20 protein-coding genes are annotated in these 22,467 nt (G+C 39.4%); 7 read left to right on the top strand and 13 right to left on the bottom strand.

The features are described 5' to 3' along the window. Positions 1–28: 28 nt before the first annotated feature. The 6 genes from DPV85_RS06040 to DPV85_RS06010 form a co-directional block, all read right to left on the bottom strand. Positions 29–844 (bottom strand): shikimate 5-dehydrogenase, encoded by an 816-nt coding sequence (locus DPV85_RS06040; protein ID WP_070713266.1) that lies wholly within the window; start codon positions 842–844, stop codon positions 29–31. 82 nt (positions 845–926) lie between these two features. Then, positions 927–1,511 (bottom strand): hypothetical protein, encoded by a 585-nt coding sequence (locus DPV85_RS06035; RefSeq protein ID WP_070713261.1) that lies wholly within the window; start codon positions 1,509–1,511, stop codon positions 927–929. Between the two features lie 896 nt (positions 1,512–2,407). Next, complete coding sequence (gene cysE / locus DPV85_RS06025; protein ID WP_005695011.1) at positions 2,408–3,205, bottom strand: serine O-acetyltransferase; 798 nt, start codon at positions 3,203–3,205, stop codon at positions 2,408–2,410. Positions 3,206–3,214: 9 nt separating this feature from the next. After that, positions 3,215–4,222, bottom strand: a complete 1,008-nt coding sequence (gene gpsA / locus DPV85_RS06020) for an NAD(P)H-dependent glycerol-3-phosphate dehydrogenase (RefSeq protein ID WP_111327405.1) — start codon at positions 4,220–4,222, stop codon at positions 3,215–3,217. A 53-nt stretch (positions 4,223–4,275) separates the two neighbouring features. After that, the gene (secB, locus tag DPV85_RS06015) at positions 4,276–4,785 is read right to left on the bottom strand and encodes a protein-export chaperone SecB (protein WP_005695013.1); all 510 of its coding nucleotides are present in this window, start codon (positions 4,783–4,785) and stop codon (positions 4,276–4,278) included. A gap of 9 nt (positions 4,786–4,794) precedes the next feature. After that, positions 4,795–5,241, bottom strand: a complete 447-nt coding sequence (locus DPV85_RS06010; RefSeq protein WP_014064512.1) for a rhodanese-like domain-containing protein — start codon at positions 5,239–5,241, stop codon at positions 4,795–4,797. A 249-nt stretch (positions 5,242–5,490) separates the two neighbouring features. Between DPV85_RS06010 and ansB the strand changes: the two genes are divergently transcribed. The 3 genes from ansB (at position 5,491) to DPV85_RS05995 (ending at position 8,758) form a co-directional block, all read left to right on the top strand. After that, a complete protein-coding gene (gene ansB / locus DPV85_RS06005; protein WP_111327404.1) occupies positions 5,491–6,540 on the top strand; it encodes an L-asparaginase 2 in 1,050 nt (349 codons plus the stop codon). Positions 6,541–6,695: 155 nt separating this feature from the next. Continuing rightward, a complete protein-coding gene (locus DPV85_RS06000; RefSeq protein WP_049365060.1) occupies positions 6,696–7,997 on the top strand; it encodes an anaerobic C4-dicarboxylate transporter in 1,302 nt (433 codons plus the stop codon). Between the two features lie 125 nt (positions 7,998–8,122). Then, positions 8,123–8,758 carry a hypothetical protein gene (locus DPV85_RS05995; protein ID WP_111327403.1) on the top strand — a complete coding sequence of 212 codons (636 nt, stop codon included), beginning with the start codon at positions 8,123–8,125 and terminating at the stop codon, positions 8,756–8,758. Between the two features lie 56 nt (positions 8,759–8,814). Here the strand turns inward: DPV85_RS05995 and DPV85_RS05990 are convergent, their stop codons facing one another. Together DPV85_RS05990 and DPV85_RS05985 are read right to left on the bottom strand one after the other, a co-directional pair. Continuing rightward, positions 8,815–10,338 carry a YfcC family protein gene (locus DPV85_RS05990; RefSeq protein ID WP_111327402.1) on the bottom strand — a complete coding sequence of 508 codons (1,524 nt, stop codon included), beginning with the start codon at positions 10,336–10,338 and terminating at the stop codon, positions 8,815–8,817. Between the two features lie 171 nt (positions 10,339–10,509). Further along, complete coding sequence (locus DPV85_RS05985; protein ID WP_111327401.1) at positions 10,510–11,388, bottom strand: VirK/YbjX family protein; 879 nt, start codon at positions 11,386–11,388, stop codon at positions 10,510–10,512. Between the two features lie 234 nt (positions 11,389–11,622). Here DPV85_RS05985 and lon point away from each other — a divergent pair, with 234 nt between their 5' ends. From lon to serA, 4 genes are all read left to right on the top strand, one after another. Next, on the top strand, positions 11,623–14,040 hold the full coding sequence (gene lon / locus DPV85_RS05980) for an endopeptidase La (protein WP_111327400.1): 2,418 nt from the start codon (positions 11,623–11,625) through the stop codon (positions 14,038–14,040). A gap of 48 nt (positions 14,041–14,088) precedes the next feature. Beyond that, positions 14,089–15,237: a radical SAM family heme chaperone HemW gene (hemW, locus tag DPV85_RS05975; protein ID WP_111327399.1), complete on the top strand. Its 1,149-nt coding sequence runs from the start codon at positions 14,089–14,091 to the stop codon at positions 15,235–15,237. Between the two features lie 108 nt (positions 15,238–15,345). Then, positions 15,346–16,005 (top strand): ribose-5-phosphate isomerase RpiA, encoded by a 660-nt coding sequence (rpiA, locus tag DPV85_RS05970; protein WP_049364295.1) that lies wholly within the window; start codon positions 15,346–15,348, stop codon positions 16,003–16,005. A 19-nt stretch (positions 16,006–16,024) separates the two neighbouring features. Next, the gene (serA, locus tag DPV85_RS05965) at positions 16,025–17,257 is read left to right on the top strand and encodes a phosphoglycerate dehydrogenase (protein WP_049369724.1); all 1,233 of its coding nucleotides are present in this window, start codon (positions 16,025–16,027) and stop codon (positions 17,255–17,257) included. Between the two features lie 110 nt (positions 17,258–17,367). On the opposite strand, the gene hybE is transcribed toward serA, so the two are convergent. The 5 genes from hybE to hybA form a co-directional block, all read right to left on the bottom strand. Then, positions 17,368–17,877, bottom strand: coding sequence for a hydrogenase-2 assembly chaperone (gene hybE, locus DPV85_RS05960; protein ID WP_111327398.1), 510 nt, complete (start codon positions 17,875–17,877; stop codon positions 17,368–17,370). 140 nt (positions 17,878–18,017) lie between these two features. Further along, entirely contained in the window at positions 18,018–18,497 is a 480-nt protein-coding gene (locus tag DPV85_RS05955; RefSeq protein ID WP_111327397.1) for a HyaD/HybD family hydrogenase maturation endopeptidase, read from the bottom strand. Then, a complete protein-coding gene (gene hybC, locus DPV85_RS05950) occupies positions 18,497–20,206 on the bottom strand; it encodes a hydrogenase 2 large subunit (RefSeq protein WP_111327396.1) in 1,710 nt (569 codons plus the stop codon). The genes DPV85_RS05955 and hybC overlap by 1 nt, the downstream gene beginning before the upstream one ends. Then, positions 20,206–21,432, bottom strand: a complete 1,227-nt coding sequence (gene hybB, locus DPV85_RS05945; protein ID WP_005695037.1) for a Ni/Fe-hydrogenase cytochrome b subunit — start codon at positions 21,430–21,432, stop codon at positions 20,206–20,208. Before hybB ends, hybC begins: the two co-directional genes overlap by 1 nt. Beyond that, positions 21,425–22,465, bottom strand: coding sequence for a hydrogenase 2 operon protein HybA (hybA, locus tag DPV85_RS05940; RefSeq protein WP_070713205.1), 1,041 nt, complete (start codon positions 22,463–22,465; stop codon positions 21,425–21,427). Before hybA ends, hybB begins: the two co-directional genes overlap by 8 nt. Between the last annotated feature and the right edge of the window lie 2 nt (positions 22,466–22,467).

Below are 22,467 nucleotides of genomic sequence, written 5' to 3'. Positions count from 1 at the left end.
CGCACTTTTTAGAAGTGCGGTTTATTTTTTAACTATTTTTTCGAGCAAAAGCGGCGGCTTCGGCGATTAATTGGTCATCAGGTCGAATGCCTGTGTAGAGCTCAAATTGTTCAACAGCTTGTAGCACAATCACTTCTGCACCAGAAATCGTTTGTTTCCCTTGCTGTTGAGCAAATTGGATAAATGGTGTTTCAGCAGGAATCGCCACCACATCAAAAGCGGTTTGAGCTTGTTGAATAAGATTTTCAGGAAAGGCGAGATTAAATTCTTCTTTTCCACCTTTCATCCCAATTGGCGTAACGTTGACTAAAATGTCTGCCGATTGATTGCCTAAAGATGGGATATATTCATAGTCATAAAGTGCGGCTAAATTTTTACCTGTTTTTTCATTTCGAGCAAAAATCTTAAGATGCTCAAATCCACTGTTTTTAAAGGCTGCGACGACGGCTTTTGTCATACCACCACTGCCTTGTACAATCACTCTACTCTTTTTATCTAATTGATATTCTTCGATAAGTTTAACAATGGCAATATAGTCGGTGTTGTAAGCACGAAGAAAACCTTGATCATTCACAATGGTATTCACAGACTGAATGGCTTGTGCAGAAGGGGAGATTTCATCTAAAAATGGCATGCAGCTTTCTTTAAAAGGCATTGAAACGGCACAACCTCGAATACCAAGTGCACGAATGCCTTTGACGGCGCTTTCAATATCCGTGGTAGTAAAGGCTTTATAGATAAAATTAAGCCCGAGTTTTTGATATAGATAGTTATGGAATGTTGTGCCAAAATTGCCCGGTCTGCCAGAAAGAGACATGCAAAGTTGGGTGTCTTTGTTAATCATATTTTGGTCTTAAATATTCAAATTTATATCATCATCAATAAAATATTGATTCATTTCAAAAGCTGGTTTTGCCGCTTTGTCTTTAATTAGATTGGTAATGATATCTTAAAAAAGTTATAGGGTGTAATACTACACTAAATAGAAAAGTAAGAGCGAAAAGCGTTCCGATGCAAAATACACAATTTAAGAACAATAAACATACAACATTATCGGTAATAAATAATGTATTAGTTTCTACAGCTTGAAGATCCCAGCTATCGATGTATGTCAAAAATATAAATGTTGCTACAAGAAGCAGTAATGATATGATGAAGACTAGTTTTCTCTGTATGGTTTTTATTATACTTTTCTCTATTGTAATACCAGAATCAATCATTTCACGTTCAGATAAATAAGTAAACTTTGAAGTCAATACAGTATAAATAGCAAACAAAGGGGCTATTATCATTGATAAATTTGAAATTACTTCAGATTGAAAGGAGTATATATGAGAGTATACTCCATTCCCTTTTATTAAATACGTATCAATGAATACTTCAAAATCAGTTATTGGAATATTATTAAAAAAAATGACTACGAGAACAAACAATACTGATATAAAAACACTACCATATACTAAAAAATCCTCATTTATCAAAAATTTTGGATATTTTTTATCTCCGTTCATATAGATCCCATCTTATTAAGTTTTTCAAGATAATCTGCTATACTTAAATTACCGTTATTAACACGCATAGCAAAACTAGACATATTATTTCCCTCAATAAATTGCTAAAAGCGGTTAAACTTAGTTTGATGCTACATTTTTATATGTTAATTGTCTAAGAATTCATCATTTAAAGTCAAAATGAAATTTTTTAAAATTTATTACAATAATTTTAAGTATTTGTAAGTATATTAACCTTTTAAATATTCAAATTTATATAATCATCGATAAGATATTGGTTTATTTCAATTTGGTCGGTATATATGATACTTTAATGAAGATACTGGGTGACGTATTACGCTAAACAGCACAAAAAGTGTAAAGAATGTCCCTGTATAAATTATATAAGTTAAGGATAGCAACCATATTACATTATCCCTAACAAATAATGTATTAGTTTTAGATTCTTCAAGATCCCAATTATATATGTATGTTAAAAACATACACATCGTTACAAGAAGCAGTGCTGATATAATAAAGCAAAATTTCATTAATATAGTTTTTTTTACACTTTTCTCTATTACCCTTCCACTATTAATAATTTCATTTTCCGACGAGTAAGTGAGCTTCAAAGTTAATGCTAGATAAATAGCAAACAGTGGAGCAATAATCATCGACAAATTTGAGATTATTTCAGATTGAAAGGAGTATATATGAGAATATACTCCTCTCCCCTTGACTAAATATTTATCGATAAATATTTCAAAGTTAGTTATTGGAACATCGTTAAAAAAAATAATTACAGATATGAATAATAGCAAAACAAATATGAAGCTATACGTAAAAAAAAACTCATTCATCGAAAGTTGTGGATACTTTTTTTCCTCAGTCATATGTTTTCCTTTTTGCAAATATTTTTAAATATTCAAATTTATATCATCATCGATAAAATATTGATTCATTTCAAAGGCTGGCTTCGCCGCTTTGTCTTTGCCGACAATACGAGCAGGCACACCTGCAGCGGTGGCATATTCAGGCACAGGTTGAAGTACAACAGAGTTGGCACCAATTTTGGCATATTTGCCCACTTCGATATTACCGAGAATTTTTGCCCCTGCTCCAATCATCACACCTTCTCGTACTTTTGGATGGCGATCGCCGGATTCTTTACCTGTACCACCGAGGGTAACACCTTGTAAGATAGACACATCATTTTCAATTACCGAAGTTTCGCCGACAACAATACCGGTAGCGTGGTCAAACATAATGCCGTGCCCAATTTTGGCCGCAGGATGAATATCCACATCGAAAGCCACTGAAATTTGATTTTGTAAATAAAGTGCGAGTGCTTTTCGATTTTGGTTCCACAAATAATGGGTAATTCGATAGCTCTGAATAGCGTGAAAACCTTTTAGATAAAGCAATGGTGTGGACCACAATTCCACAGCAGGATCGCGGTGGCGCACAGCTTTAATATCACAAGCAGCACAGTCAATGATATTGGGCTCGGCCTGATAGGCTTCTTCAATAATTTCACGTAGCGAAATTGCCGGCATGATCGGGTTAGCCAGTTTATTTGCAAGTAAATAACTCAAGGCACTGCCAAGATTTTGATGTTTTAAAATGGTGGAATGGAAAAAGCTTGCGAGCATTGGTTCGCATTCTGCTAATTCTTTTGCCTCTTGGCGAATGTGTTGCCATACTTCTAACGTCATTTTTTCTCCTTATTCGCCTTTTCGTTCACGACCTAATAAGCTCAGTGCGACTTCTTGTGCACTTTTACCACAAAAGAGCATTTGGTAAATCTGTTCTGTAATCGGCATTTCCACGCCTTGTCGTTGTGCTAATAAATAAGTTTCTTTGGTGTTATAAAACCCTTCCACCACCTGGCCAATTTCATCCATGGCTTGTTGGCTATCAGTCCCTTTACCAAGCATTAAACCAAATCGACGGTTACGGGATTGGTTATCAGTACAAGTGAGCACTAAATCTCCTAAACCAGACATGCCCATAAAGGTTTGTGTATTCGCTCCCATGGCTACACCTAAGCGAGTAATTTCCGCAATCCCACGGGTAATTAATGCGGTTCTTGCATTGGCACCAAATCCCATACCATCCGAAATACCCGCACCAATTGCAATCACATTTTTAATGGCGCCTCCTAATTGAACGCCAATCATATCTTGGTTTACATACACCCGAAAATGCTGACTGCAATGAATCCGAGCTTGAAATTCTAAGGCAAACTTTTCATTACGAGAGGCAAGGGTAATCGCCGTAGGCAAACCTTGAGCCAATTCTTTCGCAAAAGTGGGACCTGAAAGCACTGCTGTCGGAATTCCTTTGCCTAAGGTTTCTTCCACTACTTCTTGTAGTAATCGGCCAGTGTTGCGTTCTAATCCTTTGGTTGCCCAAATTAAACGATGATCTGGTTTTAAGTGCGGTCGAATTTTTAACAGAATTTCACCAAAAGCATGGCTTGGCACCACAATTAAAATATCTTTCGAGTGGTCAAGTGCAGTTTTCAAATCTAATTCTAAATGCAAACTTTCTGGAAATTCAATATCAGGCAGAAAACGGCGATTTTGACGCTCCTGTTGCATTTGATGAATGTGATCGGGATTGTGCCCCCAAAGATAGGTTGGAGAACCATTGCGAGAAAATGAGATAGCGAGCGCTGTTCCATAAGAACCGCAACCAAGAATGGTAATTGGAGATTGGGATGCGTTCATTTCAATCACCTTTAAAATAAAAGGGCAGACGATATCGCCTGCCCTCATCACAATTAATGTTGGGTTTCCTGATTTTCTTCCGCTTCCGCTGCTGCTTGCTGCTTGTTCATGTAATCAATGAACAACGCATCGAAGTTTACCGGAGAAAGGTTTAATGCCGGGAATGTACCACGATTCACTAAGTTAGAAATCAATTCACGTGCATAAGGGAAAAGCATATTTGGGCATTGAGATGTTAAGCAGTGTGCCATTTGAACATCTTCTAAACCGCTGATTGTAAATACGCCAGCTTGTTTCACTTCACAAATAAATGCTACATCACCAGAATCTTCCATGGTGGTTTCTACGTTGATGTTTAAAGTGACTTCGTATAAATCTTCACCTACTTGAACCGCTTCAGTGCTTAAGTCGAAGCCGAGTTTAGGTTTCCATTCTTGGTGGAAAATATGAGGAAGATTTGGTGCTTCAAAAGAAACATCTTTTACATAAATACGTTGAATTTGAAGTACCGCTTCTTGTTGCTCTTCAGCTGCTACTTCAGGTTGTTGATTTTGTTCAGACATAGAGGATCCTTACTTATGTTTTTTTACTAATGGTAAATTTGCACCCGCCCAAGCCGCTAAACCGTCTTTTAACACATAAACTTTTTCAAAGCCTTGTTTGGTTAAAAGTTCAGCGGACGTAGCAGAAGAAACACCGTTAACATCCACAATGATAAGCGGTTTTTCTTTGTGATGTTCAATTTTGCCTACATTTTGATTTTTAATTTCAGTTGGAAGCAAGTTTACGCTACCAATGATATGGCCGCGTTGGAATTCATCAATAGGGCGTAAATCAATCACCACGGCTTCTTCGTCATTCATTAAGCGAACCGCTTCAGGATTGGTGATAACGCGATATTTTTGTGTCGCACTTTTAAAAAAGGTGAAAAGTGTCATAAAAAGGACAGCAAACCATGCGATCGTTAAAAAAGTGTGTTTTTGAGCAAATTCAATTGCTTGAGGCATAAATTCTTGCATGTTGTTCTCAACTTAATTTTGATAATGAATAAGAGTTTATCTTCAGATGAAATAAGGCTTTAAGTATAACCGCACTTTGGTTATCTTTCAAAAAAATTATCAAGGAAACGCAACGTTGGTGAAAGCTTATACAATCGGATCAATAAAAATGTGATCGGGATCATAAATATATTATCTTTGTGTTTATTCTACGCCTAATTAAGTAGAGAATAGCCAAACTTAGATGATTAAACGTGAAAGGAGACGCACATGAAATTAAAAAAATTAACGGCACTTATGATGCTCGGATTCGGTTTTTCGGTCGCACAAGCTGCGGAATTACCTAATATTACAATTTTAGCAACGGGCGGCACGATTGCCGGAAGCGGTGATACCGCAGTTTCTTCTGCTTATAAAGCGGGGCAACTCAATGTTGACGCATTAATTGATGCGGTGCCTGAAATTAAGCAACTCGCAAATGTAAAAGGTGAGCAAATTGTAAAAATTGGTTCACAAGATATGAGTGATGATGTGTGGTTAAAATTAGCGAAAGCGATTAATGCACAATGTAAAGACACTGATGGTTTTGTGATTACTCATGGTACCGATACCATGGAGGAAACTGCTTATTTCTTAGATCTTACAGCGAAATGTGAAAAACCAATTGTATTAGTGGGTGCAATGCGTCCAGCGACAGAAAAAAGTGCGGATGGTCCGTTAAACCTTTATAACGCAGTTGTCGTAGCAACCGATAAAAAATCATCAGGTCGTGGCGTATTAGTAGCGATGAATGGGGAAGTATTAGGCGCACGTGATGTGACCAAAATGAGTACTACTGCAGTACAAACGTTCCATTCTCCAAACTATGGTACCTTGGGTTACATCCATAACAGTAAAGTAGATTACGAGCGCTCACCTGAGAGCAAACATACGGTGAACACACCATTCAACGTAGATAAATTAGATAGCTTACCGAAAGTGGGCATTATTTATGCTTATTCTAATGCACCAATTGAACCGTTAAATTCATTACTGGATGCGGGTTATCAAGGTATTGTTTCTGCTGGTGTGGGTAATGGTAACGTGAATGCAGCCCATTTAGAACGTTTAGAAAAAGCAGCGAAAGATGGTGTGGTAGTAGTACGTTCATCTCGTGTGCCAACCGGTTACACCACACGTGATGCGGAAGTAGATGATTCTAAATATGGTTTTGTGGCTTCAGGTACATTGAATCCACAAAAAGCACGTGTGTTATTGCAATTAGCCTTAACACAAACAAAAGATCCAAAAGTGATTCAACAATACTTTGAGGATTTCTAGGAAAGTCATTGAAAGTGCGGTCAGAATTTGAATCAAATTTTAACCGCACTTTCGGATAAAATAGACTAATCCAAGTAATAAATATAGATAATGCACTAGTTTGTTGTTAATATATGTTCCGGAATTATTTTTAAAATTAATATGGAGAAAATATTATGATTTGGGCTCAACTTTTAGTCGTCCTACTCTTTATTTACCTAGGGGCTAGATTAGGCGGTATTGGTATCGGTTTCATGGGTGGTATGGGTGTTGTGGCACTTTCACTACTTGGCTTAAAACCGGGTGCCATTCCGTTTGATGTAATTTCAGTTATCATGTCTGTAATCATGGCGATTGCGGCAATGCAAGTTGCGGGTGGTATGGATTTCTTAGTAAAAATGGCTGAAAAAATCCTACGTAAAAATCCAAAATACATCACTTTCCTTGCGCCAACTGTGACTTATTTTATGACTGTACTTGCGGGTACTGGTCACACAGCGTTCTCAACACTTCCAGTGATTGCTGAAGTGGCAAAAGAACAAGGTATTCGTCCTTCACGTCCACTTTCTATTGCGGTTATCGCTTCACAAATTGCAATTACAGCGTCTCCAATTTCTGCTGCGGTGGTATTCCTTTCTGCTGAATTAGAGAAAAACTTTGGTTTAAGTTACTTACAATTATTAGGTATTTGGATCCCAACTACTTACGCGGCATGTATGATTACTGCGGTGATTTGCAACTTCCTTGGTAAAGATTTGAAAGATGATGAAGTTTACCAAGATCGTCTAGCAAAAGGTTTAATTACTATGCGTGGTGAAATGCAAATTGAGATCAAACCTTATGCAAAACGTTCTGTTGCAATTTTCCTTATCGCGATTTTAGTGGTCATGCTTTATGCAACTGCAATCAGTAAAACAGTTGGTTTAATTCAAAACCCAATTCTTTCTCGTGATAACGCCATTATCTCTTTCATGCTTGCAACTGCAGCCATTATCACTATGGCATGTAAAGTGGATACCGCAAAAATTACCAATGCAGCAACCTTTAAATCAGGTATGTCAGCAGTAATTTGTGTGCTTGGCGTAGCATGGTTAGGTAATACTTTCGTTGAAGGTCATATCGATCAAATCAAAGCGGTATCAGCTGAGTTTTTACAACAATATCCTTGGAGTTTAGCGGTAATCTTGTTCTTCGCAAGTACCTTACTTTACTCACAAGCTGCAACTGCAAAAGCATTATATCCAACTGCAATTTTATTAGGTGTTTCTCCGGAAGCCGCGATTGCAGCATTTGCCGCAGTATCAGCATTATTTATCCTTCCTACGTACCCAACCTTAATTGCGGCAGTAGAAATGGATGACACTGGTTCAACTCGTATCGGTAAATATGTATTCAACCACCCATTCTTAGTGCCGGGTGTGATTGCAATCAGTTTATCTGTATTATTCGGTTTCTTAATGGCGGGTGCAGTTTTATAATCTCCCATTAAGCTAACATAAATGAAAACCATCTTGTCTGCAGATAAGATGGTTTTTTTAATGGGGAACTTCTTCTCGCTGTGATACTCTAAAGGGCAACCTATTTTTATATATAAGGAAAACCAATGAAGTTATTTAAAATCCTTTTTGCCGCATTAATTGCTTATGTGCCAACAGCATGGTCTGCGGTGGATTATAATATTAAATACAGTTCCAATTATTTAATGCCGGCGTATGTGCATTTTAAAGCTGATGGTTCACAGTATTCAGTCAATGCGAAAATTAATATTCCGTTGTACAACATTGTGTTTACTTCTCGTGGTTCGCAAACTGCGAGCCAATTTAAAATGGTGAATTATCAAGATGTGCGTAATGGTAAGCCTTATGCCATTTCTAAAATTTCGCCAACAACAATTGAATACGGTAAAGTGAAAAATGGGTTAGAAACCGAACCATTAATATTACCGACTTTTGACTTATTCACCATGGCATTTCAGTTGAGCTATTACGATAAATTGCCAACCAGTTTCCAAATTACAAACGGTAAAAAACTTTACCCAATGGAAAATGTGAATGTGAAGAAAGTGGAAAAACAGATCCAATATAACAAGCAAACTGTCACTGAAATAACTTATTCATTTAAAACAGGTAATAAAGATATTATGGTGAAGAAATTCTCAGGTGAACAATTTCCACGTTATATCAAATACACCAGAGATGGTGATGATTATGAGTTAGAGTTTGATGAGTTTGTCAAATAACATAAGATGATAAAAAGAAGCCACGCTAGAGATTGCGTGGCTTTTTATTTTATTGCTTATTGTGCATACATAAATACTTGAACGAGGAGAAGTATCGATGAGATAACAAACTGACAGCCTACGATTGGCATGACAAATTTCAACCATTTGTTGAATGGAATACCAAGCATTTGTAGCGTGACAAGGACCAATCCTGTTGGCGCAAGGAATAACATAATATATTGTCCCCAGTTGTAAGCCGATACCACGATATCTCTTGGAATACCAACAGTATCAGCCAGCGGTGCCATAATTGGCATAGCGAGTACGGCAAGGCCTGAAGAGGAAGGTACAACCAATCCTAAGAAAATGAAGACAATGAGCTGACCAATAATAAAGACGCCGCCATTCATTCCTCCAACAAGATGAGTCATATAATCGAGAATCGTGTCTGAAATCATTCCTTGCTCTAGAATGATATTAACTGCTCGAGCAAGTCCGATAATCAATGCGACGCCGACTAATTCAGAAGCACCATGAGTAAATCCATTTACGACATCTTTTTCAGGCAATCCACTGATAAACATAATAATGATGGTAATAGCTAGGAAGGAAGCCGCCATTTGAGGGAACCACCAACCACCAAACATCACCCCCCATACCATGAGAGGAAAGGCGCCACTAAATAGAATCAGAATCAGTTTTCTTCTAAAGGTAAATTCAACGGTTGCATTCGGATCAATATCTTTCATATAGAGATCATAGAAGGCTTGGCGATCGTCATAGGTATAAGAAAATTCAGGATTAGCACGCAGTTTTTTACAGTACCAATACATATAGGCAATTACACAGGTTCCACCAAGAATAAGTCCCAGTGTACGAAATCCCATTCCTTCCGTGAATGGAATGCCCGCAGCATTTGAGGCAATGACAACGGAGAAGGGGTTGATTGTAGAGAATGCCGTTCCCATTGAGGCGGCGAGGAATATGGCACCAACACAGACAATAGAATCATAGCCTAAGGCTAAAAAGACAGGAACAAGAATTGGGTAGAAGGCTACCGCTTCTTCCTCAATACCACAAGCCGTACCGCCTAACAGCATTAACACACAGACAGCAAAGACAACGGAGAATTCATTTCCTTTCGTTTTTTTGGTGAGAGACATTAATCCGGCATTGAATGCTCCTGTTTTGTTTATCACACCAATCATTCCACCGAGTATGAAGATAAAAATCATAATATCCGCGACTTCAATGGTGCCATCTACCATGGCGTGAATCATATCGGTAATGCCTTTTTCGTGTTGTTCAATGCGTTGATAGGTATTTGGGATAGCAATCGGCTTTTTGATAATGCCGTTGGTGAAATTAGAAAGTTGAATTTTGATATTGAGTTGATTAAGGGTTTGTTCTGTTGCTGGATAGCTTTGATCGGGAATTCCGTGAGTTTTGACAATAAAATGATTTTCGGTGGTGTCGTAGGAAAGTTTAGAGTAGGACCCTGAGGGAATAAGCCAAGTAAGACCAATAGCAATAAGAAGAATAATAAAGAGAATGCTAAATGCGGAAGGGAATTTCATCTTTTTCTTTGATGCTTCCATTATGGAGAACTCCTTGTGTTCGGATTAATCAATAAGCCGAGCGCGTATTCTACACAAAATGAGCAAAAAAGCAAAGTGTGATTTTTGAGAGAATGCAATAATAACGGGGTGAGCAATCGTTTACCTAAACCAGGTCTTGTTGTGAGTAAGCCTGGTTTAAGGCTATTTTATTTAGGAAAATTGAGCAATTTTTTCACTCAAATCATCCAACATTTCATAACGTTTTCGGTACATGGAGCGTTTTTTGCTGGCGATTTCTTCGAGTGGTTTTCGAGCACTTTCAAGCGGTAATTGCCAATATTGACCTTTTAATTGCCCTTGGTTTTCCTGCCAAAATTCATCGTAGTTGAATAGGATTTTACTGCGCGCAGATAAACGGTATTTACCTTGTGAAGTGTGAGGGATACCGATTAAATCACATTGCCATTTTTCAGCTAACAAGCGGAAAACATTCATCAACATAAACATCGGGCGAACACCGTGTAATTCTTTTGTGGCTTGTTTTACCGCTTCTTGCGCTTCTTCATAAGAAGGGCCTTGAATTGAGGCAATAAGTAACTTATTTGGCTTTAAGAAGGTAAAAGAAGCATCATAGATACTACGTCCATTATTATCTTTTAAGTTAATAGAAAAATACCCTTCGAAAGGGTCAATCTGATTGATATTGAAATAAATACCAAGTTGATCCGTTAATTGCGCTAATAAAAGGGATTTTTCTTGTAGCAATTTCTTACAAAATTCCACGCCCATTTTTTCTTCAAGCATTAGCAGATTATTGGTAATGGCATTGAGTCGCTCTGTGGCAGAAAAACGTTTGTCGCAATAGGTGGCGAGCAATGCATTAAAACGGTATGGATTTTGTTGAAAAAGTGGAATCCAGGTTTGATTAGTATTCAAGAAATCAACCAGTGCATCACATTGTTTTTTAAATAAAAATTTTCGTCCGTAATAACGGGCTTTATCCCTTAATTGTTTTTTTAATGGGTGATTGCAAGAATCAGGCAGTAATTCTTGAAAGGTCGCGAAAGTAATAGTTTGTTTTGCTGTCATAATGGATAAAGTGCGGTTATTTTTTCAAACGTTTTTATTAAGTAAAATCATGCTGATTTTTGACCGCACTTATTGTACCTGTATTCCATGGTTTTTCCAATTAAGCAACAATAAAGGAGGTTCTTTACTTGCCTATTTTTCGATTTCTCCTTAATATGCCAAATCCTACCTTGAATTTATGCAACTCATCCCCATATTCAATAAAATTATAGAATTGATGTAAGAGAGATAATTATGAACGCCAAAAGAACTCAACAACGTACACTTCCTGTATTGCCATTACGGGATGTTGTCGTTTTCCCTTATATGGTGATGCCACTTTTTGTTGGGCGCGCAAAATCGATTAGTGCCCTTGATGAAGCCATGAATGAGGGCAAACAATTATTATTGGTGTCACAAAAGCAAGCTGATTTAGAAGAACCTACCGTTGATGATGTATTCGATGTCGGGACGATTGCGAATATTATTCAATTATTAAAATTGCCAGACGGCACAGTGAAAGTGTTGGTGGAAGGGCAACAGCGCGCAAAAATTAATCAATTAAATGATGGTGAAGACCATTTTTCTGCGGAAATCACGCCGATTGAAACCACGTTTGGCGATGAAAAAGAATTAGATGTGGTGAAGGCAGCCGTTTTAAATGAATTTGAAAGCTATCTGCAACTCAATAAAAAAATCCCTGCAGATGTTTTAAGTGCGCTTCAACGCATTGATGATGCCGATCGTTTAGCGGATACCATGGCTGCGCATATTCCAGTGACCGTTCGTCATAAACAAAGCGTGTTAGAACTGGCAGATGTGCAAGAGCGTTTGGAATACTTGCTCGGCATGATGGAATCAGAGGCGGATATTCTTCAAGTTGAAAAACGCATCCGTGGCCGTGTGAAAAAACAAATGGAGAAAAGCCAGCGTAACTATTATCTTAGCGAACAAATTAAAGCGATTCGCAAAGAAATGGACGAAGGCGAGAGCGAAGATACCATTGATGAAGTTGAACAGCTTCGTCAAAAGGTTGAGGCAGCTGGTATGCCGGCAGATGTGCGCGAAAAAGTAGAGAGTGAGTTACAAAAACTTAAAATGATGTCAGCGATGTCTGCGGAAGCAACGGTGGTGCGCAGTTATGTTGAGTGGATGCTTCAAGTGCCATGGCATAAACGTACCAAAGTGAAGAAAGATATCGCAAAAGCACAACAAGTCTTGGATGCGGATCACTACGGTTTAGAACGAGTGAAAGAACGTATTTTAGAATACCTTGCGGTGCAAGCGCGTTTAAACAAAATCAAAGGTCCAATCCTTTGCTTAGTAGGACCACCAGGGGTAGGTAAAACCTCACTAGGTCAATCTATTGCCAATGCAACAGGTCGTAAATATGTACGCATGGCATTAGGTGGGGTACGTGATGAGGCGGAAATCCGTGGCCACCGTAAAACCTATATTGGTGCATTACCGGGTAAATTGATTCAAAAAATGGCAAAAGTTGGCGTGAAAAACCCACTCTTCTTGCTTGATGAAATTGATAAAATGTCTTCGGATATGCGTGGTGATCCAGCATCAGCCTTGTTAGAAGTGCTTGATCCTGAACAAAATACCACCTTCAACGATCATTATCTTGAAGTAGATTACGATTTGTCTGACGTGATGTTTGTAGCAACCTCAAATTCCATGAATATTCCAGGTCCATTGCTAGATCGTATGGAAGTCATTCGTCTTTCTGGTTATACCGAAGATGAAAAACTCAATATTGCGATGCAACATTTGTTACAAAAACAAATTGAACGTAATGGATTGAAAAAAGGTGAATTAACCATCGAAGAAAACGCGATTTTAGATATTATCCGTTATTACACCCGTGAAGCCGGTGTGCGTGGATTAGAGCGCGAAATTTCTAAAATTTGTCGTAAAGCGGTGAAGAATCTATTGATCAACCCAAAAGTGAAATCCATTACCGTTAATTCAGACAACTTGCATGACTATCTTGGTGTGAAACGTTTTGAATTTGGTAAAGCGGATACCCAAAACCGTGTAGGCGAAGTAACTGGCCTTGCGTGGACAGAAGTGGGCGGTGACTTACTGACTATTGAAACTGCGTCAGTGGTGGGCAAAGGTAAATTAACCTTCACTGGTTCATTAGGCGATGTGATGAAAGAATCTATCCAAGCAGCGATGACCGTAGTCCGTGCGCGTGCGGAGAAATTGGGTATCAATTCTGAATTTCATGAAAAACGTGATATTCACATTCACGTACCAGACGGCGCCACACCAAAAGATGGTCCAAGTGCAGGTATCGCAATGTGTACGGCGTTGGTTTCTTGCTTAACAGGTAACCCTGTGCGTGCCGATGTTGCGATGACTGGTGAAATCAGCCTACGCGGTAAAGTATTACCAATTGGCGGATTGAAAGAAAAATTACTTGCGGCACATCGTGGTGGCATTAAAACCGTATTGATTCCAAAAGATAACGTGAAAGATTTGGAAGAAATTCCAGATAACGTAAAAGAAAATCTTGCGATTCATGCGGTTGAAACCATTGATGAAGTGTTAGGCTTAGCGTTAGAAAATCCACCAGAAGGCATTGAATTCGTGAAAGTGGAAACGAAAGCGAAAACACCACGCCGTAAAGCTGCGACTAAAACAGCAAGAGCGGTCAATTAATGACTCATTTTTAGGGCTTGTGAAAACAAGCCCTTTTGACTTTTAATTATGCAAAAATTTCCCCCTCTTTCCCTTTATGTACATATTCCTTGGTGTGTGCAGAAATGCCCTTATTGTGATTTCAATTCGCATGCACAAAAAGGCACAATTCCTGAACAAGAATATGTGCAACATCTGATAGCCGATCTTGAGGCAGACTTAGAGAAATATCAGGCTAGTATTCAAAATCGTCCACTTCATTCAATTTTTATTGGTGGGGGCACGCCGAGTTTATTTTCATCGGAAAGTATCAAGTTGTTATTGGCAGAAATTCAACGTCGCATTCCTTTTTCAGAGAATATTGAAATTACCATGGAAGCTAATCCTGGCACTGTCGAAGCGGAGCGTTTTAAAGGCTATGTGGATGCTGGTGTCACACGTATTTCCATGGGCATCCAAAGTTTTAATGACGATAAATTACAACGTTTAGGGCGCATTCATAATGCGGCGGAAGCTAAAAGTGCGGTCAGTTTGGCGAAAGTTTCGGGCTTGAAAAGTTTCAATCTGGATTTAATGCACGGCTTGCCAAATCAAACGCTTGAGGAAGCTCTAGATGATTTGCGACAAGCCATTGAGCTTGCTCCGCCACACCTTTCTTGGTATCAGCTCACCATTGAACCCAATACCATGTTTGCTTATCGTCCGCCTACATTGCCGGATGATGATGAGCTTTGGGATATTTTTGAGCAAGGCCACCAGCTTTTAACCGAAGCCGGTTATCAACAATATGAAACATCTGCTTATGCAAAACCGGGTTTTCAATGTCAGCATAATTTGAATTATTGGCGATTCGGGGACTATTTGGCGATAGGCTGTGGTGCACATGGAAAACTGACTTTTCTTGATGGCGATATTTTACGTTTTTCTAAAACGAAGCATCCAAAAGGCTACTTGCGTGGTGAATATCTTTATGAAGAAAAAAATGTGGAAAAAAATGACCGCGCTTTTGAGTTCTTTATGAATCGTTTTCGTTTATTGGAAGCGGTGCCTAAACAAGAGTTTGAGTATTACACGGGGCTTTCGCAAAGTGCGGTCAAAAATCAAATTGATTTTGCCATTCAACAAAATTATATCGTGGAAACACCTGATTATTGGCAGATCACCGAACACGGCAAATTGTTTTTGAATGAGCTGTTAGCGCTTTTTTTAGATGAATAAAATTTTTTCATCATCATGAATAAATTTTTACACTTGTTTATTTAATAGTGTCGTATTAAAGTAAAGCAAACGTTTACGTTGTATCCACGATTTAAAAGGGAGAGAAAAATGGACCAATTAGAAATGAAAAAATTAGCGGCACGTGCGGCGTTAAAATATGTTAAGCCCGATACCATTGTTGGCGTGGGAAGTGGTTCAACAGTGAATTGTTTTATTGAAGCCTTAGGAGAATTAAAAGATCAAATTCAAGGCGCGGTAGCGGCATCTAAAGCCTCAGAAGAATTATTACGTAAACAGGGCATTGAAGTGTTTAGTGCTAATGATGTATCCAGTTTAGATATTTATGTGGATGGCGCAGATGAAATCAATCCACAAAAAATGATGATCAAAGGCGGCGGTGCGGCACTGACTCGCGAAAAAATTGTGGCCGCTTTAGCGAAAAAATTTATTTGTATCGTGGATTCTAGTAAACAAGTGGATGTGTTAGGCAGCACATTCCCATTGCCAGTAGAAGTGATTCCAATGGCTCGCTCACAAGTCGGTCGTAAATTAGTCTCTCTTGGTGGTGCACCTGAATATCGTGAAGGCGTGGTGACTGATAACGGCAACGTGATTTTAGATGTACATAACTTCGCTATTTTAAATCCAGTGGAAATGGAAAAAGAACTGAATAATGTCGCAGGTGTAGTAACAAATGGTATTTTTGCCTTACGTGGGGCGGATATTGTGATTGTTGGTACACCAGACGGCGCAAAAATTATTGATTAATAAAAATAAGGAAGCAAACATGACAAACAAAGTCTCACTCGACAAATCAAAAATTAAATTTGTGCTATTAGAGGGCGTGCACCAAAGTGCATTAGATACCTTACATGCGGCGGGCTACACCAACATTGACTTTTACAAAAAAGCTTTAGATGGTGATGAGCTAAAAGAAGCCATTAAAGATGCGCATTTTATCGGCTTACGTTCGCGTACCCAATTAACTGCTGAAATGATTGAAGCTGCACCGAAGCTTATTGCTATTGGCTGTTTCTGTATCGGAACCAACCAAGTGGATCTTAATGCAGCCAAAATGCGTGGGATTCCAGTATTTAATGCACCGTTCTCTAATACCCGTTCTGTTGCTGAATTAGTGTTGGGTGAGATTTTGCTCTTAATGCGCAATATTCCTCAAGCGAATGCAGATGTGCATCGCGGTTTATGGAATAAATCGGCAGTGGGTTCTCATGAAGTGCGCGGCAAAAAACTCGGTATCGTGGGGTACGGCCATATCGGTTCGCAATTAAGTATTATTGCGGAATCTCTAGGGATGGAAGTATATTTCTACGATATTGAAAATAAATTACCATTAGGTAATGCAAAACAATTACACACACTTGAAGAGTTATTGGGTTCTTGTGATGTGATTTCGCTTCATGTACCTGATTTACCTTCAACCCGTAATTTAATGAGTGCTGAACGTATTGCACAGTTAAAACAAGATTCTATTTTAATCAATGCAGCACGTGGCACGGTGGTGGATATTGATGCTTTAGCAGCAGCGCTTGAACAAGGTAAAGTTCGTGGTGCGGCAGTTGACGTATTCCCTGTTGAACCAGCGTCAATCAATGAAGAGTTTGTTTCTCCACTACGCAAATTTGATAATGTGATTTTAACCCCGCATATCGGTGGTTCAACTGCAGAAGCCCAAGAAAACATTGGTTTTGAAGTCGCGGGTAAATTTGTGAAATATTCTGATAACGGTTCAACCCTTTCTTCCGTGAATTTCCCAGAAGTATCTTTACCAGAACACGTTGGTACAAAACGTTTACTTCATATTCACGAAAACCGTCCGGGTGTATTAAACAAATTGAACCAAATTTTCGTTGAAGCTAATCTCAATATTGCGGCGCAATTTTTACAAACCGATCCAAAAATTGGTTATGTCGTCGTTGATATCGAAACAGATGATGCATCCCCGTTATTGGCTAAACTTCGTGAAATTGAAGGCACAATTAAAGCACGTGTGTTGTATTAATTTGAAAAATTAAGTGAAAACTGACCGCACTTTGTGTGGGATAGGACACAAAATGGGCAAAGTAGGTTATCTTACTTTGCCCATTTTTATTAACTGTTTGCGGCCTACATTTATTTTATCATGGCTTTAAATAGATTGCGGCGATCAGAATTAAATGTCGGCTGTGCGGTTGGTATGGATAAAATCATACGCAAACAGTCTTGCGTCAGCTGAACCGCTTGCTCGTTAGTTAGGTTCGGGTCGAGTGGTGAATGTAAGGAACAACTTAAATATTGCGGTACATTTTCAACGCTACTGACGGTGAAAGTGAGCGCCTTATAAGGCAGTTGTACGGTGAGTTTATCACCTAATTCACGCGGTTCCCATTGTTGTTGAGGGCCAGGTAGAATCACCACACTCATCATCCATGGCGTTAATACTGTGCCGATCCATTGGTCTTCAAATAAAACAAATTTAGGGCAGAAACACTCGATGCCTTTATGAAAGAAAGGAAGATCTTGCATTTCAGGTACAATATTTTGCATTTCGGCAAGGAAAATCTCCGTTGGGTTTTCTTCAAAGCCAGTGACAGAGGTTAAAAGTGCGGTAGAGTTTTCAGGTGTTTTTTCGTGTCGATACATGGTTTATTTTTCAATATTAATAAGATTAAAGCATAGCAGGTGAAATCTTAAAGAAAGTTCCCCTCTTTCGTAAAGAGGGGTTAGGGGAGATTTAACTCTTGTCTCTATTAATTAAGTCAAATCTCCCCTGCTCCTCTTTTCTAAAGAGGGGAGTCTAGATTTAAGCCGTATTCCTTAATGACTTGATTTAACGTTTCAAAAACCTTTGGCAATACGTTTTGTATTGTTTCCGTCAAGCCAATTCCAGATTCTAGCGATTCTGGTTGGATACCGATGAGACAAAGGTATTTTGGGAATTCGTCCGTTAATTTCATTGCAGAAAGTACATCACAAATGCCGAGTTGGTGTGGCGAAATTTTGCGAGAGAAAAAGGTGGGCACTTGCTCGTCATGCAACACGATAATCTCGCCTGGCTGTTTATTAGCAAGCACGGCATCGACAATAATCAAATGCTCGCGATTTGCCATCGCATCCAGTAATTCCATGCCACAAGTACCACCATCGATGATGTCAAAGTGCGGTTGAATTTCAGGGCGTTTTTCAAGCTCCTGCACCACGCGCACACCGACACCTTCATCGCTTAACAAAATATTGCCGACGCCAAGAATTAACGGCTTCATTACAACACCTTCACTTCAGTCACTTCGCCGTTTTCGGTATTAACTACGTGCACGGCACAGGACATACAAGGGTCGAAAGAGTGAATGGTTCTGACCACTTCTAACGGTTTAGTTGGATCTGCCACCGGTGTACCAATAATGGAAAGCTCATAAGGGCCCATTTGGTCTTGTTCATTACGCGGGCCAGCATTCCATGTGGATGGTACAACCGCTTGATAGTTTTCAATGCGACCGTCTTTGATGACAACCCAGTGAGAAAGCATACCACGTGGTACTTCACCGAAACCAACACCACGGAATTCACCGTTTGCTGGAATATCTGTTTTGATATACGCCGTCATATCACCTTTAGCGATATTATCAATGAGCATTTGCCATTGAGCACTTAAAATATCATTGATCGCACAGCAATGCACGGTACGACCGATAATACGTCCAAGGGTAGAATGTAATTGATCGGTAGTTAACGTGTTACCAGTCAATTTTTCATAAATGCCTTTTAATTCATTGAAGTGGTTGACAGTTGGTGTGTCATTCGAAGCCAAACCACACATTAAATAGGCGAGAGGGCCTACTTCGACAACTTTACCGTAGAAGGTTGGTGCTTTTACCCAAGAGTATTTACCGTCATCTTGCCAGCCGGTATATTTCGGACGAGTTAAGCCAGCCCAAGGTTCTAATGGCTCATCATCTTCGTACCAAGCGTGTTTACCACTTTCTTTAATACCTTTTACAACGAACTCATCTTTTTGTTGGTCGATTGCACGGAAAATGGATAAATCGCCGTTTTCGATATAACCACCTTTCAACATGAATTTAGAGTTATCTGCATCAATTGGGTATTCTGGCACAGATAAGTAGTTACCTGATGTTTTACCAAGACTTAACCATTCAGGATAGTAGGCCGCAAATACTGCCGCATCTACTTTATACACTTGGTTAATGAAGTCAGTTAAGCGATCGATACAAGCTTTCACGAACATGAGACGTTCTTGGTTTAGTACCGCTTGGGAATCTAAGTTAATTGGGTTTGCTACGCCACCAATCGCCAAGTTTTGAATATGTGGTGTTTTACTACCGAGTAATGCCACTACGCGGTTAGCATCACGTTGACATTCAAGAGCTTGCAAATAGTGTGCGACGGCAATGAGGTTGACTTCTGGTGGAAGTTTCATTGCAGCATGACCGAAGTAACCGTTAGCGAAAATACCAAGTTGTCCGCTATCCACTAATGCTTGGATTTTTTTCTGTACGTTGCGGAATTCGTTAGCACTGTTTAATGACCATGTAGAGACACCTTTTAGCATATCTGCCGCTTTTTCAGGATCAGCTTTTAGCGCAGCGGTGATATCCACCCAGTCCATCGCAGAGAGTTGATAGAAATGCACGATATGGTCGTGAATGCTGTGTGCAGCAAGAATCATGTTACGAATGTACTGTGCATTGACGGGGACTTTAGCACCGATAGCATCTTCTACGGCTCGTACGCTGATAATCGCGTGAACTGTAGTACATACGCCACAGATACGTTGCATAATCATCCATGCATCACGTGGGTCGGCACCTTTTACGATATTTTCCATACCGCGCCACATGGTACCTGATGACCAAGCATTGGTGACAACACCGTTTTCAATTTCGCAATCAATACGTAAATGCCCCTCAATACGGGTAATTGGGTCAATTGAGATACGTTTTTTTTCTGACATTATTCTGCTCCGCTAACTTTTTTGCTGAATGCCGCTTTTTCGGCAATAATTTTTTCTGAGTCTTCAGTATGTTTTTCTTTAAATACCGGTAATACAGGGAATAAACGAATGATTAAAATATAGGCACATACTTCAATCGAAACGAAACCGATTGAAATAAGCAATTCTTCCGCAGATGGGAAATATTGATAGCCGTTGCCAGGATTATACATGATAAGCGAGTAGTTCATACGCCATAATGCTGCACCGAGTAACATGCTTAATGCCGAAATAAATAACCAACGGGAATCTGATTTTTTCTCCCCAAGGAAGAGTGTTAGTAATGGTAATACCATCAACCAGACTTCCATCCAGAACATCCATGCTTCAAATTTAGTTAATTTATCGAAACCTACAACCATTTGCAGTTTGTCGTGATAAATCAACTCACCAAAACGCACCGCTAAGAAACAGAAAATTAATCCTGCGGTAACGCGAGCCAATTGAGTAAATAAATGACGTTCATCTGGTGTTTTTCCTGCAAGACCCGCTTTAACTAAAGAACCTTCAAAAATCACAATAGAGAAGCCCATAATGAAAGCAGTCAGCAAGGAGAGAATTGGTAGCGCTTCATAGCTTTGCCATACCGGATGGACTTTGTGACCAGCTACAATCATCAAGGAACCCATTGAAGATTGGTGCATCATTGGTAACAAGGCACCTAAGGCGATAATGAAAAACATGATTTTATTCAGTTTATTAAACCATTTTTTCAAGCCGAAGAAACCAAGCCATACAGGGGCAAATTCTAGGGTCACCACGATGATATACACTGTCATACAAAATGCCGTTTCAAATAGAACGGAATTCGTGTTGAACTGGCCTGGAATGTAGAAATACGGTAAATGCCAATAACGTCCCATATCAATGGTGATAGATAAACCACCAAGGGAATAGCCGAATAAACTTGCAAGCAATGCTGGGCGAACAAGAGCGTGATATTTCCCTTTATTGAAAATATACACGGTCCAAGCGAGGGCCCAACCGCCACAGGCAAATCCTGTACCGACAAGTAAGTCAAAGGCAATCCATAAACCCCAAGGATAACCGCCATTAAGTGCGGTCACAGAACCAATACCGAAAACCAAACGTTTTAAAATTAATAAAACGCAAAGCACAGCAAGTGGTGCAAAAAAGAGAATTGCGGCAGAAACAAGGCGACCGCCTACCGGACGTGGATTACTCATGATGCTCATCCTCCGCTTCTTCGATTTCCTTGCGTGCCTGACGCATGGCTTCTTTTTGTGCTGCAATACGCTCAGCGATTTTATCGCCATGCATATTTTTGTAAGTCATAAAGGTTAAACCGGCAAGTGCGACTAATGGCAATGCTAAACCGCGATACAAGAAGTGTTGTAAATGCGCCGCACGAGAACCTGTCGCGACTTCATCTAAGTCTGGTAAACCAAGGTTAGCAAAAGGTACACCACTTAAGGCGAGCACCTGTGTACCACCACCTTCTTTTTCACCGTAGATATGATATTGATATGCCGGCACGGTTGCACGGTATTTATCTGTGCTATTGACGTGTTGACGTGGGTAATCATATTCAGTACCACGTAATAAGCTTAAACGACGTTTTGCTTCCGCCAATAATTCTTCACGTGTACCAAAAATAATGGCACCAGTCGGACAAACATGACAGCAACCAGGTAATTCACCTTTATCTAAGCGTTCAACGCCTTTTTGGTTACAGAGTTCACATTTGCTGATTTCACCGAATGGATTGTCGTAGTCGTATTTTGGTACATCAAATGGACAACCCACCATACAATAACGGCAACCGGTACAAATATCCGGATCGTATTTTACGATACCGGTTTTGGGATCTTTGGTAAGTGCTTGAACAGGGCAAACGGCAACGCAGTTAGGATCAACGCAATGCATACATTGTTTTTTCACATAAGCATAGCCGTTTTCTGTTTTGTCTTTATTTGTGCCGTCGCCATCACTCCATACTTGAATAATGTTACGAGTAAATGGAGTGAGTTTATCGTTATTTGACCAAGTTTGATCACCTTTCGGATTTACTGGTGTATGGTTTACGTTTTGACATTCAGCCACGCATGCTTGACAACCTACACAAAGGGTAGAGTCGTAAAGCATTCCTAGTGCGCCGGGAATAGGCTCAACCGCTTCTGATGCCTGTACATTTGGCACAGGCAAAGTAGATGCGATTCCGCCAAGCATACCCGCTTTTAGAAATTTTCGTCTATCCATTG

Origin of the sequence: Haemophilus parainfluenzae, assembly GCF_003252725.1 — a bacterium.
Taxonomy (GTDB): domain Bacteria; phylum Pseudomonadota; class Gammaproteobacteria; order Enterobacterales; family Pasteurellaceae; genus Haemophilus_D; species Haemophilus_D parainfluenzae_L.
The sequence above is the reverse complement of the archived record's forward strand: the minus strand, read 5'-3'. Positions and strand labels throughout refer to the sequence as shown.

Bases quoted from the DNA above. Each gene is read 5' to 3' on its own strand.
- DPV85_RS05985 (WP_111327401.1), bottom strand. From the start codon at position 11,388: ATGACAGCAAAACAAACTATTACTTTCGCGACCTTTCAAGAATTACTG.
- hybE (WP_111327398.1), bottom strand. From the start codon at position 17,877: ATGTATCGACACGAAAAAACACCTGAAAACTCTACCGCACTTTTAACC.
- rpiA (WP_049364295.1), top strand. From the start codon at position 15,346: ATGGACCAATTAGAAATGAAAAAATTAGCGGCACGTGCGGCGTTAAAA.
- DPV85_RS05955 (WP_111327397.1), bottom strand. From the start codon at position 18,497: ATGAAGCCGTTAATTCTTGGCGTCGGCAATATTTTGTTAAGCGATGAA.
- secB (WP_005695013.1), bottom strand. From the start codon at position 4,785: ATGTCTGAACAAAATCAACAACCTGAAGTAGCAGCTGAAGAGCAACAA.
- lon (WP_111327400.1), top strand. From the start codon at position 11,623: ATGAACGCCAAAAGAACTCAACAACGTACACTTCCTGTATTGCCATTA.
- ansB (WP_111327404.1), top strand. From the start codon at position 5,491: ATGAAATTAAAAAAATTAACGGCACTTATGATGCTCGGATTCGGTTTT.
- serA (WP_049369724.1), top strand. From the start codon at position 16,025: ATGACAAACAAAGTCTCACTCGACAAATCAAAAATTAAATTTGTGCTA.
- hybB (WP_005695037.1), bottom strand. From the start codon at position 21,432: ATGAGTAATCCACGTCCGGTAGGCGGTCGCCTTGTTTCTGCCGCAATT.
- DPV85_RS05990 (WP_111327402.1), bottom strand. From the start codon at position 10,338: ATGGAAGCATCAAAGAAAAAGATGAAATTCCCTTCCGCATTTAGCATT.
- hybA (WP_070713205.1), bottom strand. From the start codon at position 22,465: ATGGATAGACGAAAATTTCTAAAAGCGGGTATGCTTGGCGGAATCGCA.
- DPV85_RS05995 (WP_111327403.1), top strand. From the start codon at position 8,123: ATGAAGTTATTTAAAATCCTTTTTGCCGCATTAATTGCTTATGTGCCA.
- hybC (WP_111327396.1), bottom strand. From the start codon at position 20,206: ATGTCAGAAAAAAAACGTATCTCAATTGACCCAATTACCCGTATTGAG.
- DPV85_RS06000 (WP_049365060.1), top strand. From the start codon at position 6,696: ATGATTTGGGCTCAACTTTTAGTCGTCCTACTCTTTATTTACCTAGGG.
- DPV85_RS06010 (WP_014064512.1), bottom strand. From the start codon at position 5,241: ATGCAAGAATTTATGCCTCAAGCAATTGAATTTGCTCAAAAACACACT.
- gpsA (WP_111327405.1), bottom strand. From the start codon at position 4,222: ATGAACGCATCCCAATCTCCAATTACCATTCTTGGTTGCGGTTCTTAT.
- DPV85_RS06040 (WP_070713266.1), bottom strand. From the start codon at position 844: ATGATTAACAAAGACACCCAACTTTGCATGTCTCTTTCTGGCAGACCG.
- DPV85_RS06035 (WP_070713261.1), bottom strand. From the start codon at position 1,511: ATGAACGGAGATAAAAAATATCCAAAATTTTTGATAAATGAGGATTTT.
- cysE (WP_005695011.1), bottom strand. From the start codon at position 3,205: ATGACGTTAGAAGTATGGCAACACATTCGCCAAGAGGCAAAAGAATTA.
- hemW (WP_111327399.1), top strand. From the start codon at position 14,089: ATGCAAAAATTTCCCCCTCTTTCCCTTTATGTACATATTCCTTGGTGT.